The sequence below is a fragment of the Limnothrix sp. FACHB-881 genome (assembly GCF_014698135.1).
Taxonomy (GTDB): Bacteria; Cyanobacteriota; Cyanobacteriia; order CACIAM-69d; family CACIAM-69d; genus CACIAM-69d.
Map to the genome: position 1 here is coordinate 293785 of NZ_JACJSN010000002.1, position 14896 is coordinate 308680.

The window sequence follows — 14896 nt, forward strand, 5'->3', positions numbered from 1 at the left end:
CCAAAAATGGTATTACGATTAGTTGAAACTTCCACCCCTGCTCGATCGTGTCAGTTCTCCTTGAAGTCCAAGACGTATACGCTGGCTACCTGAAGGGCCTCGACATCTTACAAGGGGTGAATTTGACCCTGGCCCCTGGCGAACTGGTGGCGATCATTGGCCCCAACGGTGCGGGTAAATCCACCTTGGGCAAAACGATCGCGGGGCTGCTGAACCCCAATCGGGGCCAGATTTTGTTCCATGGCGAGTCGATCGGGCACCTGAAGGCCAATGAAGTGGTGCAACGGGGCGTTTGCTATGTGCCGCAAATTGCCAACGTGTTTCGATCGCTCACGGTCGAAGAAAACCTGGAAATGGGCGCATTCATCCTAGAACGACCGATCGGGTCGTTGAAGGAACGCATCTTCACCATGTTCCCCCGATTGCACGAGCGCCGCCACCAGCGAGCGGGCACATTGTCCGGCGGTGAGCGGCAAATGCTGGCCATGGGCAAGGCCCTGATGCTGGAACCGGCGTTGCTGGTGTTGGATGAGCCTTCCGCTGCGCTTTCGCCTATTTTGGTCAACGACGTTTTTGAGCAAATTAAGGCCATCAACAGCACGGGCACTTCGATTATCTTGGTTGAGCAAAACGCCCGCAAGGCTTTGGAAATGGCCGATCGGGGCTATGTGCTAGAAGCAGGGCGCGATCGCTTCACGGGGCCCGGCCGCGATCTGCTCAACGATCCAAAAGTGGCGGAACTCTACCTCGGTGGCGCTGCCGCCCACTAGGCCGCCCAATAGTTGGTTGGCCGCTCGTCCTTCCATCCCGTTGCTCTAATTCCTACCTCAAGATCCGTTGGCTGTGCGATCCCCGATCGGTTATCCCCAAGAACAGTCCACAGACTCCGAACCTGGGCCTTGCACCCACAGATCTCGCCAGCCTTCTATACTGAAAGGCTGTCGCAAGATTTGGAATGCGATTGGGAATTGGGATCAACATTGGATGCGATTCACCTTAATTGGGTGTGATTCACCTTTGGGATGCACCCGATCGATCGCCCGCTCTGGCCATCAGCCTTTCACCGAACCATGAAACACACCCTTTCTGTACTTGTCGAGGACGAAGCCGGCGTTTTGACGCGCATCGCGGGTCTTTTTGCCCGCCGGGGATACAACATCGAAAGCCTGGCCGTCGGCCCTGCCGAGCAAGGGGGCGTATCGCGAATCACGATGATCGTGTCCGGCGATGACCGGATCATTGAGCAAATCGTTAAACAGCTCTACAAACTGATCAACGTGATCAAAGTCCAAGACATCACCGAAGTGCCCTGTGTGGAACGGGAGTTGATGTTGGTGAAGGTAAATGCGCCGAGCAGTGCCCGATCAGAAATTATTGAACTGGCGCAAATTTTTCGGGCGCGGGTGGTGGATGTGTCTGACGACTCCCTCACGATCGAGGTGGTGGGCGACCCAGGCAAGATGGTAGCCATTCTGCAATTGCTGGAAAAATTTGGCGTGCGCGAGCTGGCCCGCACCGGCAAAATTGCCCTCACCCGTGAATCGGGCGTGAACACGGAATATCTGAAATCTGCTGACCTCCGCAACTAGGGCGCTCCCGGGGCCACCGACCGGTGAGCACCCGGCGTGACACGATCGATCCCTGACTCTGACGGCTCGATCGCCAACCAACGCCTCCACCGTCCCCAACAGACGGTAAAATCTGACTTTGGCGAATTGCAGCCCAACCATTCAAGTCCTAGCGTTCCCCGGTACGATCGGCCCATGATTCACGAAGTCTTCATGCCTGCCCTTAGCTCCACGATGACCGAAGGCAAAATCGTCTCGTGGGAAAAAGCGCCGGGCGACAAAGTAGCCAAAGGCGAAACGATCCTCATCGTCGAGTCCGACAAGGCAGACATGGACGTGGAATCCTTTAACGAGGGCTACATGGCCGCGATCGTTGTTGATGCCGGTGGTTCCGCCCCTGTGGGTTCCACGATCGCCCTGATTGCCGAAACCGAAGCGGAAATTGCAGCCGCCAAGGCCCAAGCGGCCGGTCTGTCCGGTGGCGCAGCCAGCGCTGCCCCGGCCGCCGCTTCGGCCCCGGCCGCCACGCCCGTTGCCACCCCGGTGGCCGTGGCCGCTGCCCCCAGCAATGGAGCCAGCGCCCCCGCAGCCAGCCCCAGCGGCCGCACGATCGCCTCGCCCCGCGCCAAGAAGCTGGCCAAAGAACTGAAAGTTGACCTGAGTGGCCTGACCGGTTCGGGCCCCAATGGTCGGATCGTAGCTGAAGACGTGGAACGGGCCGCCGGTCGCACCCCGGCCGCTGCCCCCGCCCCGATCGCCGCGCCCGTAGCCGTGCCCGCCGCTGCTCCCGCTCCGGCTGCCGCTGCTGCGCCGTTGCCGCCCATGCCCGGTCAAGCCGTGGCCATGACCACCCTGCAAAAGGCCGTGGTCAACAACATGATGGTCAGCCTGAGCGTTCCCACCTTCCGCGTGGGCTACTCAATCACCACCGACAAGCTGGACGCACTCTACAAACAAGTGAAGTCCAAGGGCGTGACCATGACCGCCCTGCTGGCCAAGGCCGTGGCCCTCAGCCTGCGCAAGCACCCGGTGGTGAACGCGGCCTATGCCCCTGACGCGATCGCCTACCGCAGCGACATCAACATCGCCGTGGCCGTGGCCATGCCTGATGGTGGCCTGATCACCCCCGTGCTGAAGAATGCCGACCAGGTGGATCTCTATTCCCTGTCGCGCAACTGGCAAGACCTGGTAACCCGCGCCCGCAGCAAGCAGTTGCAGCCAGATGAGTACACGACCGGCACTTTCACCCTGTCGAACCTGGGGATGTTCGGGGTCGATCGCTTCGATGCAATTTTGCCGCCGGGCCAAGGGGCAATCCTGGCCGTGGGCGCATCCAAGCCGACTGTGGTGGCCACCGATGACGGTTTGTTGGGCGTGAAGCGGGTGATGCAAGTGAACCTGACCGCTGATCACCGGATCATCTACGGTGCAGATTCGGCAGGCTTCCTGCGCGACTTGGCCGCCCTAATCGAAGGCGATGTGCAATCCCTGACGCTGTAAACCCTGGGAGGCTGACGCAAGCCGCAAACCTAACCTGGCTAGTCGTTAAGTCGTAGATCGTTCCCATGCAGAGCATGGGAACGCATCCCAGAAGCCCTGCATCATAGCCCGCAATCTTGACTTGGGTAATGCAGATCGTCCGAATCCGGTATTCCCGCCATCTGCGTGGGAAAATCAGACTACGTACTATGCACCCCTATGTTCCCCCTAATTTCCCCCGTTTCCGCTCTGCCTGCACCGCCTACTCCGGTTCCTCTGGTATCTCCGGTGGTTGCTCAGCGACTCGTTGACCCCGCTGATCCTCGGATCAACAAGCTCTTCGATCTCCAGCGCGCCGCTTTTAACCACGTAGTACGGGTGATGAAAGTCCCGAGATCAGGACAGGTAACCATTGATCGCTTTCAAGCTTACGTGGAATGGGGGGCAGCAATTTGTTTCATCAAGGAACGCCCTAGTGACCCTATGGGTTACCAAGTCACTATCATCATGCAATGGGATGACCGGGCAAACCGCTGGGCCTACCGAGGAGTCGCGGATGGGTCTAGTGTCGAAGAATTTATGGGCGTGGGGATGCCAGCCGAGAATGCCCAGTGGATTTCTGAGTTCCTTTGATGCCGCCTCTAAATTATTTTGATCATTGGATCGTTTTGAATCGTTCCTATGCTCTGCATCGTAGCCCCCACCTTCCAAGGAGCGCAGAGCACCCGATCTAGCCTTCCCACTCCAATTGCGAGAGCAATCATACTTGAAGCATCACCATGGTGGGTCAGGACTAATACTGAGTCCTGACCCTTTGTGCTAGGATTTCAAAAGTTCTCACAAAAACCAATGGCAATCATTTCTGTTCTGAATAATCCTGACGCTCAGGGAACTTCTGGGGCTGATACCATCTACGACACTGATTTGGGCCGCCGCACGCTGGGACTTGGCGGCAACGATGAGATTTTTGGAGAGGGTGGCAACGACGAAATTTTTGGAAATGAAGGCAATGACACCATTTTTGGGGGGTTGGGAGAAGACTCACTGTATGGTGGGCGTGGCGATGATGTGATCTATGGCAGAGTCCAACTAGGGCCAGGAGAATCGAATGGCAATTTCCTATTTGGTAACCTGGGCCAAGATACATTGTGGGGCAATGATGGTAATGATCAACTGTTTGGTGGACGCGAAAACGACTACTTAAGCGGCAATCTCGGCAATGATTTCCTCTCAGGAGATTTAGGATTTGATGTCCTAATAGGTGGAAGTGGGCTAGATACCTTTGCTATATCTCCTTTGGCTGATAACTCATTTGACTACATCACCGACTTTGCGCCCGGTCAAGATGTCATTCAATTGGGCGGAGGACTAACTTTTGATAATTTAGTCATCTCCACCGTTGCTCAAGCAGGTCTTGTGGCCAGTGAGGTTAGGAAAAATTTCTCTAGCCTTTCATCAGTCAGTCCATCTGATGTCGTGATTAGGGTGAAAGGCTCAGGACAAATTCTTGCTGTCTTCGACCTCACTGGCTCGTCACCACTCCTCACCCCACAATCCTTTACAGCCAGCAACTTTGTCAGTTGATACTGATACTCATATTGTTTGCCCTGCATGGGAGCGATTTTTCGATGCTTTGCGTCTTTATCAGTACTGGGGAATAAGGTACAGAGCATTTGGGAACGGTCAGCAAAAGTCAGACCGTAATCCTCAGCCCCAATCTTGACAAACGGGTACTAGCGATTACAATAGAGTATAAACCGCCGAAAGGAACGCAATGCGCCGCGCCTTTCGGCGGTTTTGCGTTTCAGGGCGAATTAGATGGGTCAAAACCATGTCTAAACCATCCAATCGCTGGCTGAATATTCTCGCTTCATGCTTAGTATTTCTGACTACGGTCTTGAAGCAGTCTGACTCAGTGCCTCATCAGATCAATATCAATTTCCCGATTCTTTTGATTGCCGTCACCGCAAAAAAGGAATCAGGTAAGGAGTAGCAGCATAGGGTTAGGCCGAGGTACAAAGGCTAACACCTATAAGTACTTCAAGAATCGATCTGGGTTAGAAAGCTCAACTCAATCTTAGGACTCGGGAATTTGCATGGCGCGGGCCAGCTTGGAGGTGGCCATGCCCTGGGTGCGCTTGCATTTTTTCGTTGAGCATCATTAGCGCGATCGACCTAAACAGTCGATCGCGTTCTTGTTGGAGGCTAACTTCCGATCGCTTGCAGTTCTCCGGTAGGTTGGGTTGAGCTTTGCGAAACCCAACTCAATCACCACGAGCCTTACTGTTGTTGGGTTTCGTGCCTCAACCCAACCTACAAAATGACCGTTGATCAGTCCATTTTGGGAAAGGGGTTAAGGATGAGGGCTTCTAACTGATTCGTGAAAGAAGTCTACTAGCCTAATGTTCCGCTTCAAGCTTGCTAGTGCGGCAAACAGGGAGTCTGACCATTTGAAAATCAGCTCGATGGCCAATGATCTTAAAATGATCTTACTTTTACAGTTCTGAATACTGTTGCAAGCAATCTAAAAGTCTTGCAGCGCAAGCGTTTCAGCGATGGCTCAGGCGGGATTTGAACCTGCGACCTTGGGCTTATGAGTCCCCTGCTCTAACCTCTGAGCTACTGAGCCTTAGTGCGTCTTCGAATCTCTAGGTTACGGAGATTGATTGAGTGGTGATCGTTTGGCTAACGGAACAAAACTCAATATTTTTGACGCGAGTATGTATTATACGCCATGGATGAAAAATCGCAAGGGTGCTAGCCAAATAATTTGGATGCCACCCTGCAAAATTCTCAACAACCGGCCAAGATTTTAAGATTGGTTGAGGTTTTCGCCTTTCGCGACGCGCAATTAGGCGATTCTCGATAGGATGCGATCGCCTGGCCCCGTTTGGGCCCGGTGGCATCATTCAACAGAGCAAAGCGTTCCCGATCGCGATCGAGGCGATTACCGTCGGTTTCGATCGGCATGAGGCGCAAGAGCCAGTTGCTCTGCCCCCTTTTTTTAGTAACCCATCACGATAAAACCGCACAACAGCAATGGCAGAACAGCAAAAACCCACCGTCCTCATCACCGGTACTTCCTCGGGAGTCGGGCTGTACGCCGCTAAGGCCCTCGTCAATCGTGGCTGGTATGTGGTGATGGCTTGCCGGAATTTGGAAAAAACCCACGCGGCGGCGGCCGAGGCGGGCATTCCTCAAGATAGCTATACGGTGCTCCAAGTGGACTTGGGGAACCTCACCAGCGTGCGGATGTTGGTCAGTGCTTTTCGATCGCTGGGTCGATCGCTCGATGCGCTGGTCTGTAACGCTGCCATTTATATGCCCTTGATTAAGGAACCGCTTTGGAGTCCTGAGGGCTATGAACTGACCATGACCACCAACCATCTGAGCCACTTCCTGTTGTGCAATCTGATGTTGGATGACATGAAGCTCTCGAACTATCCCGATCGGCGGATGGTGATTTTAGGCACGGTGACCCACAACCCCGACGAATTGGGGGGCAAAATTCCGCCTCAGCCCGATTTGGGCAATCTGGAAGGCTTTGCACAGGGCTTCAAAAATCCGATTTGCATGGCCAATGGCAAGAAGTTTGAGCCGGTGCGGGCCTACAAGGAAAGCAAGGTTTGCAATGTGCTGACCATGCGCGAGTTGCACCGTCGCTTCCATGAGTCCACTGGAATTACGTTCTCTTCGCTCTATCCCGGTTGTGTGGCCGATACGCCCCTCTTCCGCAATCACTATCCCCTGTTCCAAACCATCTTCCCCTGGTTCCAAAAGAACATCACTGGGGGCTATGTGTCCCAGGAGTTGGCGGGCGATCGGGTAGCTCAGGTGGTGGCAGATCCTGACTTCAAGCAGTCGGGGGCTTACTTTAGCTGGGGCAACCGCCAGAAGAAGGGTCGCGAAGCCTTCCTGCAACGGGTCTCACCTCAGGCCCGCGATGAGCAACGGGGTCAAAGAATGTGGGATTTGACCCTGAAGCTGGTGAATTTGGCCTAGAAATTGCTAGCAATTAGCAATTTGCGGTCAATGGCAATCGTTCAAAGGCAAGGGGTTTAAACCTCTTGTCTTTTTTGTTCTGATCTTTTTGATTCTTATCTTTTTTGTTGAAGTTTGAATTTCGTTAAAGTTTGAACTGCTCAAGGTTTGAATTTAACGGCATGGGCTTTTGGGCGGCGATCGGGGAAGGCAGTTGCAATCGATCGAGCCAGGCCATATTGTCACCGCCGAGGGGTTGGATTTGCCCTTTTAATTCTGCCTCGATCGCCTCGCGAAACGGGGGCATCAGGTTCAGGACGTACAGATCGCTAATCGGTGGAGTCATTTGCCCGATCGCCGTTTTCAACAACTGCAAATCACCGGGGTTGACCTGTCGAAAATCTGAGACCAAATAGAACGGTATATTGGGCCGCAGACGTAGGGCCAGGGCGATGGTGTTGCCAACTCGATAGCCAAATCCATCCGCAATCACCAAGGGGTTCGCGGCGGCGTTAATCTGTTCCGCAAAAGCAGGCAAGCTAACACTAATGCCCTTGGCCCAATTGGTGGTGGCGGTGATTAATTGCCAACTACCATGCAGGCTAATGGTTAACAACAGGCTGGCCCCGATCGCGGCGAGACTGCGGCGCAGGGTTTGCCCTTGGGTCAGGGATTGGGCAATCAGAATCGCGAGGGCAATTTGCAGCCCCAGATAGGTCGGAGTCCAGTAGCGCGTTGAGATGGAGCGCAGCCCGCCATCGAACAGATCGGGGATCACCAATAGGCTGGTGGAGACCAACGTGAGGGTCAGCACCCAACCGCTCACCCGCAGGGGAAACTGCCGTTGCAGCCAGATCAAGACTCCCAGGGCGATCGCGCAAAACAGCCCCGCCCCCCACCAACCAGCGCCCACGGGAACCCAATCCGTGAACCCTCGCAACACTTGGATGACCAATCGGCGGAGCACTTGAATGCGCGGCTCTTCATAGGCAGTCATCCAGGCGGTGAGCTGGCGAGCGGCTTCCCAATGGTTCAACAACACCAGCGCCCAAGGCAAGAACAGCAACCCACCGGCCAAGCCGGCCAGAATGAGCGATCGCACCCGCCAGCCCAGTCGCCCCCGATCGAGCCACAACACATACAACCCTTGACCTACGGACACATAAACCGTCAACAGGGAGGTGTATAGCCCCAGCGCCAAAACCAAGCTGTAGGGCCACCAGGCCCGCACCCGATCACCCCAAGTGGCCGCCCGTTCTGTTAACCGCAAAGCACGCAGCAGCAGCGCCCCCAACACCAACAGCAACGCCGCCCACAGGCTATATTCCCGCACCTCTCGCCCATACAGCACATGAAACGGGGACAGGGCCACCAGCGCCATGGCCACCCAACCCACCAAGGGCGATCGGGTTAATTCCCAACAGACCCAGTACAGAGCAGGAAAAACCGCCAGCCCAAAAATCGTGGGCAAGCTCCGAAGGGCAAGGGCACTGCTGCCAAAGCATTCCATCCAAAACCGCGTTAACAGGTAATAGAGCGGTGGATGCTCTGGATTGCCAATCACGGAAGCAAAAACGGTGTGCCAAGGCTGTCCCTTGGGCCCCAAATAGGCGACCAACTCCGGCTGCATGACCAGTTTGTTGGCAAATTCACGAGCCTGGAGCACCGGCAAACGATGGCCGGCGGCACTGACAGCCGTTAGTACTTCGTCGTGCCAAAGGATATTGTGATCAATGGCCCAAAGACGAAGGCCAATGCCCAACACAACACAGCCGATCGCCACCCAACGGATGACGGTTTGCCAAGATGAGGCGCTCGATCGAGTCGGGTTCATGGGCAATGCTGATGGGTAACCGAATTTAAAAGCTAACCGATCGATAAATTTTGGACAGGGGTAACGCTAAATTGCCGGTGGCGATCGAGCAGGTTTCTGTCAATCCTTCGGTTCTTCGCCAACGCCAGTCGCCGTCTTCACCCAACCAGAATCGATCAATTGCCGGTTCTTCCTGAGCCACCAACAGATATTCTCGGAACTCAGGAATGGAGCAATATTTACTAAACTTTTTCGTGCGATCGTAATCCGCCGTTGAAGGCGACAAAACCTCAATGATCAGGGTAGGATTTAACACTTCATCAGTGCGATTTTCGGTGAAGCGTGGCTCACCTGTAATGACCAACACATCCGGATATGTGCCCATTTGCCATTCCGGTAACCAAACGCGCAAATCATTGGCATGGACGGTATATTCCGTTTCGGCCCAGGCTGTAGCCAGCAGCACTATCAAGTTAGTAATAATTTGGCTATGTCGATAGCTGCCACCGGTCATGGGGATTGATACTCCATCGCAATATTCATGGCGAGTTTCGCTTTTTTCTTCAAGGGCGCGATACTCGTCAGGTGTGAGGCTGGCAGCAATTAACTGGGCGGCAATAGAAGCAGTCATAGCAGGACGATCGCAGGAACTCTCTCCAGCATAGCCACTGAATTCAAATCCCATTCGGGGATGATTCTGCGCGATGGCCCAGCCGTTCAAAGTCGCAAACTTGCAGTCTGAAATTAGGGATCGATCGCCAGGGCCAGCTTGCCAATCAAACCGCCACGCTCCAGCAGTTGGTGGGCCTCAGCGGCGCGATCGAGCGGGAAGGTTTGGTGCAACTGAATTTTGAGCCGACCCGCATCAATCCAGGCCGCGCATTGACGCAAAATCTCCGCCTGATGTCGTAAGCCCGCATCCCAATGCTTCAAAAGCGGTGTGAGCATCAATTCCAACCCAATTCGCAAGTTGTGATTGCGGGCGACTTTCCAGTTGGTGTTGGCCGCAGGTTCCAAAATCGTCACCACGTCGCCGTAGGGCCTCACCGCCGGAAAGGTGGCCGTCAGCAACTCGCCGCCCACCGTGTCAAAGGCAATATCTACGCCTTGGCCGCCCGTCCAGCCCTGCAAGGCGCTGACGAAATCCTCTTGGCGATAGAGAATCGGGCGATCGCAGCCCAACCCAGCCACAAAATCCGCCTTCTCGGGCGTGCTGACCGTAGCGGCCACCTCCGCGCCCCAGAGCTTGGCCAACTGAATCGCCACATGGCCCACGCCCCCGGCCCCGGCATGGATCAGCACCTTTTGACCAGCGGTGATGCGTGCCCGATCGCGCAGGGCCTCCCAAGCCGTGATCAACACCAAAGGAGCCGCCGCCGCTTCCGCAAAACTCAGGCGATCGGGTTTGGGGGCCAGGCAGCGGGCATCCACCGCCGCCCATTCCGCATAGTTACCCGCCGGGCCGCCCAACCCGCCATAGCAAAAATAAACCGCTTGGCCCGGTTGCCACCCCGTCACCTCGGAGCCGATCGCCTCGATGATCCCCGCACCATCACACCCCAACACCTGGGGCGTTGTGTCGGGGTAAAACGTGCCGCGCGATCGTAACTTGGTATCGATCGGGTTAATGCCGGCCGCTTTGAGCTTCACCAACACCTGGCCCGCCGTAATCTCCGGCTGGGGCAAATCCTGTAGCTGCAAATTTTCCGGCCCACCGGGCTGACTCAGGGCGATCGCTTTCATCAAATTGCTCTCCAGTCCATATCATCGAGATATTTTCAAGGCAATTACTTACTTTTCTTAGCTGGATTTTTACAATTCAGCCAACTTCGGATAATGCTAACAGCTACTGGAGCAGAGGCATCTAACTTCTCTCCTTGAGGTTTTTGTAAATCATAAAGTATCTCTTCATAGAAGTCATATAAAAACTCATCATCTTCCAAGTCTTGCATTAGCCCTTGATCAGGATTGATGCCATGCTCCCACAATAAGGCATTAACGAGTTGTCGTCGCTTCTCAATCAGAGCTAGGTTGGGCTTGTTGCGATCACCTAGATTTAGAACTCGAATAGTTGTACAGGATAGATCAGAAGTGTTGAATGACAGATTCAGGTTATAAAAAAGGGGCAAGAAGATGTAATTCTTACCCCAAACAATCAAAAAGTAATACGCCAGTGGTATGCTCATTCTCTCAAATCGTCAAACCTATTCTCAAAAGCTTACCTGAGCATAATTACTCAGTGCTCAGCAGTCGGAGATTTTTTGAGATCTGGTTGACCTTCATTCTTGATCAAGATTTGATCAGCATGAGAGACCTATTTTTCAAGCTCAATCATACGGGTATCTCAGTTGACATATCAACGTGGTAGTGCCTGTGAGATGAGAATTTTTGGCAAGCAATTGCTTACGCCACAAAGCTTTCACTGGCTCATCATTACTGAATTACGGCACTACCTTACTTTTCACTAAAGCTCCATACCCCTGTCCAGTCTTCAGGAACGCCCTGATCTACTAAAATATCGATTCGCTTCAAATAAAGAAATGCCGTTTTATCAGCAGCATTAACCGCTAGTACCTTTTGGAAGGCATCCCGCGCTCGAACCAGTTGTCCCTGACAATATGCTTGGATTCCCTGATCAAAATCTGCTTGGGTTTGTAGCTTCAACAAGCAAGACTCCGTTGGTTGAGCATCCAACACCTCGTAGACAGTTATCGGCTCATTACGCCCCTTAACCACCGCTCGATCTAAAAACCGAATTTTGTATTGATTTGAGTGACTTAAGCGAACTAAAACATCTTCCGAAATTAGCAAAGAAACACCATAAAACTTGGTCAATCCCTCAAGGCGAGCAGTCAAATTGACATTATCAGAAAAGGCATCGCCTTGAATACGATTATGCTCGCCCACCATCCCCACCATCATGTGGCCCACATGAATGCCGATTCCCACATCAATTGCCACCAAACCCTCCGCTTGCCGCTTTTCGTTATACCGTTGCACCTGATGTGATTTAGCAACACCAGCAGCTAATGCATCATTCACACCATTTGGAAAAACAGCCATCATGCCGTCGCCCAGAAATTTCACCACAAATCCATTATGAGCACGAATTTCCGGTGAGACACGCCGCAAATAAGCATTAACAAAATCAAAATTCTCCTGAGGAGTCATTTTTTCAGACAAAGTGGTGAACGATCGAATATCCGAGAACATCACTGCCATTTCTTTACTGATATGGTCGCCTAGCTCAATATCTGTTACGTCCTGTTTATTCAGGAAAGATAAATACTCAGGAGGGAAAAACCTAGCAAAGGAATTTTTTTGAGTTTCAAGATTCGTAAATGATGCTTTCAATTGATTGGACATGCTATTGAAGGAATTAGATAGGTTGGTAATTTCAATAATCTGGAATAGGTTGTCTATTTCCACATGTTGGTCGAGATTACCAGCCGCAATTTGCTTAGCTGCCGCATCCAACTTCAGCACTGGGCGCGTAATCCAACGAGAGCTATATAGTCCCGAGATAACAGCACCAATTGACGCTATAAGACACAGTAGTGCCGTATTTCGAGTATTTTCACTAATTTTTCCCATGAAGTCTGATTCAGGAACTACAGTGACAATCAGCCAATCTAGCCCTAGACGATCCTGCCAAGGTTGAACCCTAACCAAGAGGCGATCACCCGTTTGATTTTGAAAGTCCATAGACTGATCATGATCAATTTTTCTGAGATCAGAAAATTGTTTCTTTAGGTACTCAGCTGTTGTTCGCACTAATAAATCTCGGCTTTTCAAAGCATTCAGGCGACGGGCCTTCCCCTGACTTACCCAATACGGCTTTTCGTTACTCGAACTCGCAACAATCAGACCATTTCGTTCAATCACAAATATTCGACCAGATTTACCAAGTTGAAGTGTTTTAAGAAATTGACTAATTTGGGATAAAACAAAGTCAACTCCTAAAACACCAACCAATTTTCGGTTCTGATCCAGAATTGGATAGCTAGAGGAAATTGAAATGATCTCAGGGCGATCGCTCCACTGATAAACGTCACTCCAGCGAGGCTGACCGCTACTAATCACATTTTTATACCATCCTTCTTCTTTAAATCGGTATTCTTGACTAGTGAACTGTTTGTCTGGTTGACCTTGACGATCAAGCACATACCGCTTATATCGGTAGTTGTCACTTGCTTGCATTAGCTCTAGATACAAGTCACCATGGTCTTCCCGACCAATTCCTACAAAATCCCCAGACTCCATACCAATATTGACATAGCTGATCTCTGGAAAAACCTGCATTTGTCGCCAGAAGTACTGCCTAATATTAGTTTGATCCTGAGGTTGTAATAAGCCTAGCTGGATCGATTCCAAATTAAGTTGATTGACCTGAGATGGTGAAGCTAAATAGCTATCAAGCCGTTGACGAATTCGAGATTGAGCCTGTTCTTGAAGCTGAGTGCTTAAAGAATCAACAGCCTCTTGTCCATTCTTAAAAGATAGGTAGCCTACAATCCCAACTGTTACCAAAATTTGCAGTGTAAATGGAACTACCAATGCAGACCGCAGTCGAAAATTTTTGGATGTCAAAAGCTTTAGACTATTGTGAGTCATATCTCAATCTCGATAGGAATTTGGGTTGGTAATGGGCAGTTCGTTAATTTTTCTGAAGACGATTTTCTGGGAAAATTTAATTTTTCAAAAAAATGAACTATTCATTGGATGATAGCCAAAATGTAACAAATTGTACAAGTTCAAAAAACTCAGTTGGTCTTCGGTCACTAGGTTAACATCGAAATATTGACAAAGGACATTTAATAAATATTGAGATTTGAATCAGGATTGCCATCAATCACTCAATCAGGCCTATTATGTAATTAGCTCACTCAATATCTTCTTCGGAAAAGTGTTCAGGAGCCAAACTGTAGCCATTTTTTTCAAGAAATCAATATTGGCAGTAGAACCCCCTTCCTATGCTCCACTTTTGTCAATCATTAACTCACTTTAACTTGTTTTCAGAAGTCGATTGTGAGTGGCTATTCACAATTGGCAAGACTCAATCCCGATCAACGAATTCGACCCTAATACAAGCTAATCAGGAAAGTTCAGCCATTTACATTGTTTTGGAGGGTGAGCTGGCTATTCAGCTGCCTGATGCTAGCACTCATCGTATAGATCAAATTGCTTTGGGCAGTGGGGCTCTCATTGGAGAAACCACGATTTTGGGTCACCCAGTAGCACCCTTTTCTGTTGTCGCTGCCGGAGATACCCAAGTCCTAGAGATCCCCAGACAGTCATTAAATCAGCAACTAACTCGTAACCGAGATTTTGCCGCTCGCTTCTACCGATTTTTAGCCACTAAGCTATCAGAACGCTTGAGACAATTATCTGTTTTGATGGCTAAACGTCAAGTCAAAGAGGGAGAACCACTCCGAAAAGTACTGCGAGTCTTTGCCACACTCAATGATAGTGATGTGGCATGGTTACTAGCCCAGGGCACTGCTGAACGAGCTTCCCTAGGAACCTCCCTGATTGAGCAAGGGAAAGCGGTTCCTGCAATTTATTTACTGCTCGATGGTGTGCTAGGTGTTTACATTAATATTGGAGCAGGAGCAACCATTCAAGAAGTTGAAGTTGCCAAGCGTGTGAAGGGCGATATCTTAGGGGAAATGTCCTTCGTTGATGGAGGAGCAGCATCAGCCACAGTCAAAACTCTAGAAAATGCCTGGTTCTTGAGTGTTCCTCAATCAACGCTTTCAGAAAAAATGCGTATGGATCAGGGCTTCGCTAGCCGTTTTTATCAAGCCTTGGCTCAGATTATGACAACTCGTTGTCAAGATCTATTAGTCCAAGGAGGTTTAGCCCATTTAACATCAGAGTCGATCAATCTTCTTTCAGAAGAGATTGAAGTAGAGGATGAGCTGGATTTTGATGTTTTAGAGGGAACAGCTATTGCCGGTACTCGTTTTGATTGGATGATTCAACAACTGCGTCGCTAGGTCTATCTATATATATAGATAGACCTAATATAGATCTATCTATATTAGGTCTATGA

At 51.3% G+C, this 14896-nt stretch carries 12 protein-coding genes and 1 tRNA gene; 6 read left to right on the forward strand and 7 right to left on the reverse strand.

The window, feature by feature from the left end; genetic code table 11:
- Nucleotides 1-47: 47 nt before the first annotated feature.
- The 4 genes from H6G52_RS03705 (at nucleotide 48) to H6G52_RS03720 (ending at nucleotide 4631) form a co-directional block, all read left to right on the forward strand.
- Nucleotides 48-770 carry an ABC transporter ATP-binding protein gene (locus H6G52_RS03705; RefSeq protein WP_370567073.1) on the forward strand — a complete coding sequence of 241 codons (723 nt, stop codon included), beginning with the start codon at nucleotides 48-50 and terminating at the stop codon, nucleotides 768-770.
- A gap of 300 nt (nucleotides 771-1070) precedes the next feature.
- Complete coding sequence (gene ilvN / locus H6G52_RS03710; protein ID WP_099533066.1) at nucleotides 1071-1589, forward strand: acetolactate synthase small subunit; 519 nt, start codon at nucleotides 1071-1073, stop codon at nucleotides 1587-1589.
- Between the two features lie 174 nt (nucleotides 1590-1763).
- A complete protein-coding gene (locus tag H6G52_RS03715) occupies nucleotides 1764-3068 on the forward strand; it encodes a dihydrolipoamide acetyltransferase family protein (protein WP_190526635.1) in 1305 nt (434 codons plus the stop codon).
- A gap of 828 nt (nucleotides 3069-3896) precedes the next feature.
- Nucleotides 3897-4631, forward strand: coding sequence for a calcium-binding protein (locus tag H6G52_RS03720; protein ID WP_190526507.1), 735 nt, complete (start codon nucleotides 3897-3899; stop codon nucleotides 4629-4631).
- A gap of 972 nt (nucleotides 4632-5603) precedes the next feature.
- Here H6G52_RS03720 and H6G52_RS03725 read toward each other — a convergent pair.
- Both H6G52_RS03725 and H6G52_RS03730 read right to left on the reverse strand, forming a co-directional pair.
- Nucleotides 5604-5676: transfer RNA gene (locus H6G52_RS03725), tRNA-Met, on the reverse strand.
- A 164-nt stretch (nucleotides 5677-5840) separates the two neighbouring features.
- Complete coding sequence (locus H6G52_RS03730; RefSeq protein WP_158234469.1) at nucleotides 5841-6017, reverse strand: hypothetical protein; 177 nt, start codon at nucleotides 6015-6017, stop codon at nucleotides 5841-5843.
- Nucleotides 6018-6086: 69 nt separating this feature from the next.
- Between H6G52_RS03730 and H6G52_RS03735 the strand changes: the two genes are divergently transcribed.
- Nucleotides 6087-7049: a protochlorophyllide reductase gene (locus H6G52_RS03735; RefSeq protein WP_099533996.1), complete on the forward strand. Its 963-nt coding sequence runs from the start codon at nucleotides 6087-6089 to the stop codon at nucleotides 7047-7049.
- 124 nt (nucleotides 7050-7173) lie between these two features.
- Here the strand turns inward: H6G52_RS03735 and H6G52_RS03740 are convergent, their stop codons facing one another.
- The 5 genes from H6G52_RS03740 to H6G52_RS03760 all read right to left on the reverse strand — a co-directional run bounded on the left by H6G52_RS03740 (nucleotide 7174) and on the right by H6G52_RS03760 (nucleotide 13455).
- On the reverse strand, nucleotides 7174-8862 hold the full coding sequence (locus H6G52_RS03740; protein ID WP_190526509.1) for a glycosyltransferase family 39 protein: 1689 nt from the start codon (nucleotides 8860-8862) through the stop codon (nucleotides 7174-7176).
- Nucleotides 8863-8887: 25 nt separating this feature from the next.
- Complete coding sequence (locus H6G52_RS03745) at nucleotides 8888-9472, reverse strand: Uma2 family endonuclease (RefSeq protein ID WP_190526511.1); 585 nt, start codon at nucleotides 9470-9472, stop codon at nucleotides 8888-8890.
- 113 nt (nucleotides 9473-9585) lie between these two features.
- Nucleotides 9586-10584 (reverse strand): zinc-dependent alcohol dehydrogenase family protein, encoded by a 999-nt coding sequence (locus H6G52_RS03750; RefSeq protein ID WP_190526513.1) that lies wholly within the window; start codon nucleotides 10582-10584, stop codon nucleotides 9586-9588.
- 44 nt (nucleotides 10585-10628) lie between these two features.
- The gene (locus H6G52_RS03755) at nucleotides 10629-11027 is read right to left on the reverse strand and encodes a hypothetical protein (protein WP_190526515.1); all 399 of its coding nucleotides are present in this window, start codon (nucleotides 11025-11027) and stop codon (nucleotides 10629-10631) included.
- 268 nt (nucleotides 11028-11295) lie between these two features.
- The gene (locus H6G52_RS03760) at nucleotides 11296-13455 is read right to left on the reverse strand and encodes an adenylate/guanylate cyclase domain-containing protein (protein WP_190526517.1); all 2160 of its coding nucleotides are present in this window, start codon (nucleotides 13453-13455) and stop codon (nucleotides 11296-11298) included.
- 359 nt (nucleotides 13456-13814) lie between these two features.
- On the opposite strand from H6G52_RS03760, the gene H6G52_RS03765 reads away from it, so the two are divergent.
- Entirely contained in the window at nucleotides 13815-14840 is a 1026-nt protein-coding gene (locus H6G52_RS03765) for a cyclic nucleotide-binding domain-containing protein (RefSeq protein WP_190526519.1), read from the forward strand.
- Nucleotides 14841-14896: the final 56 nt, after the last annotated feature.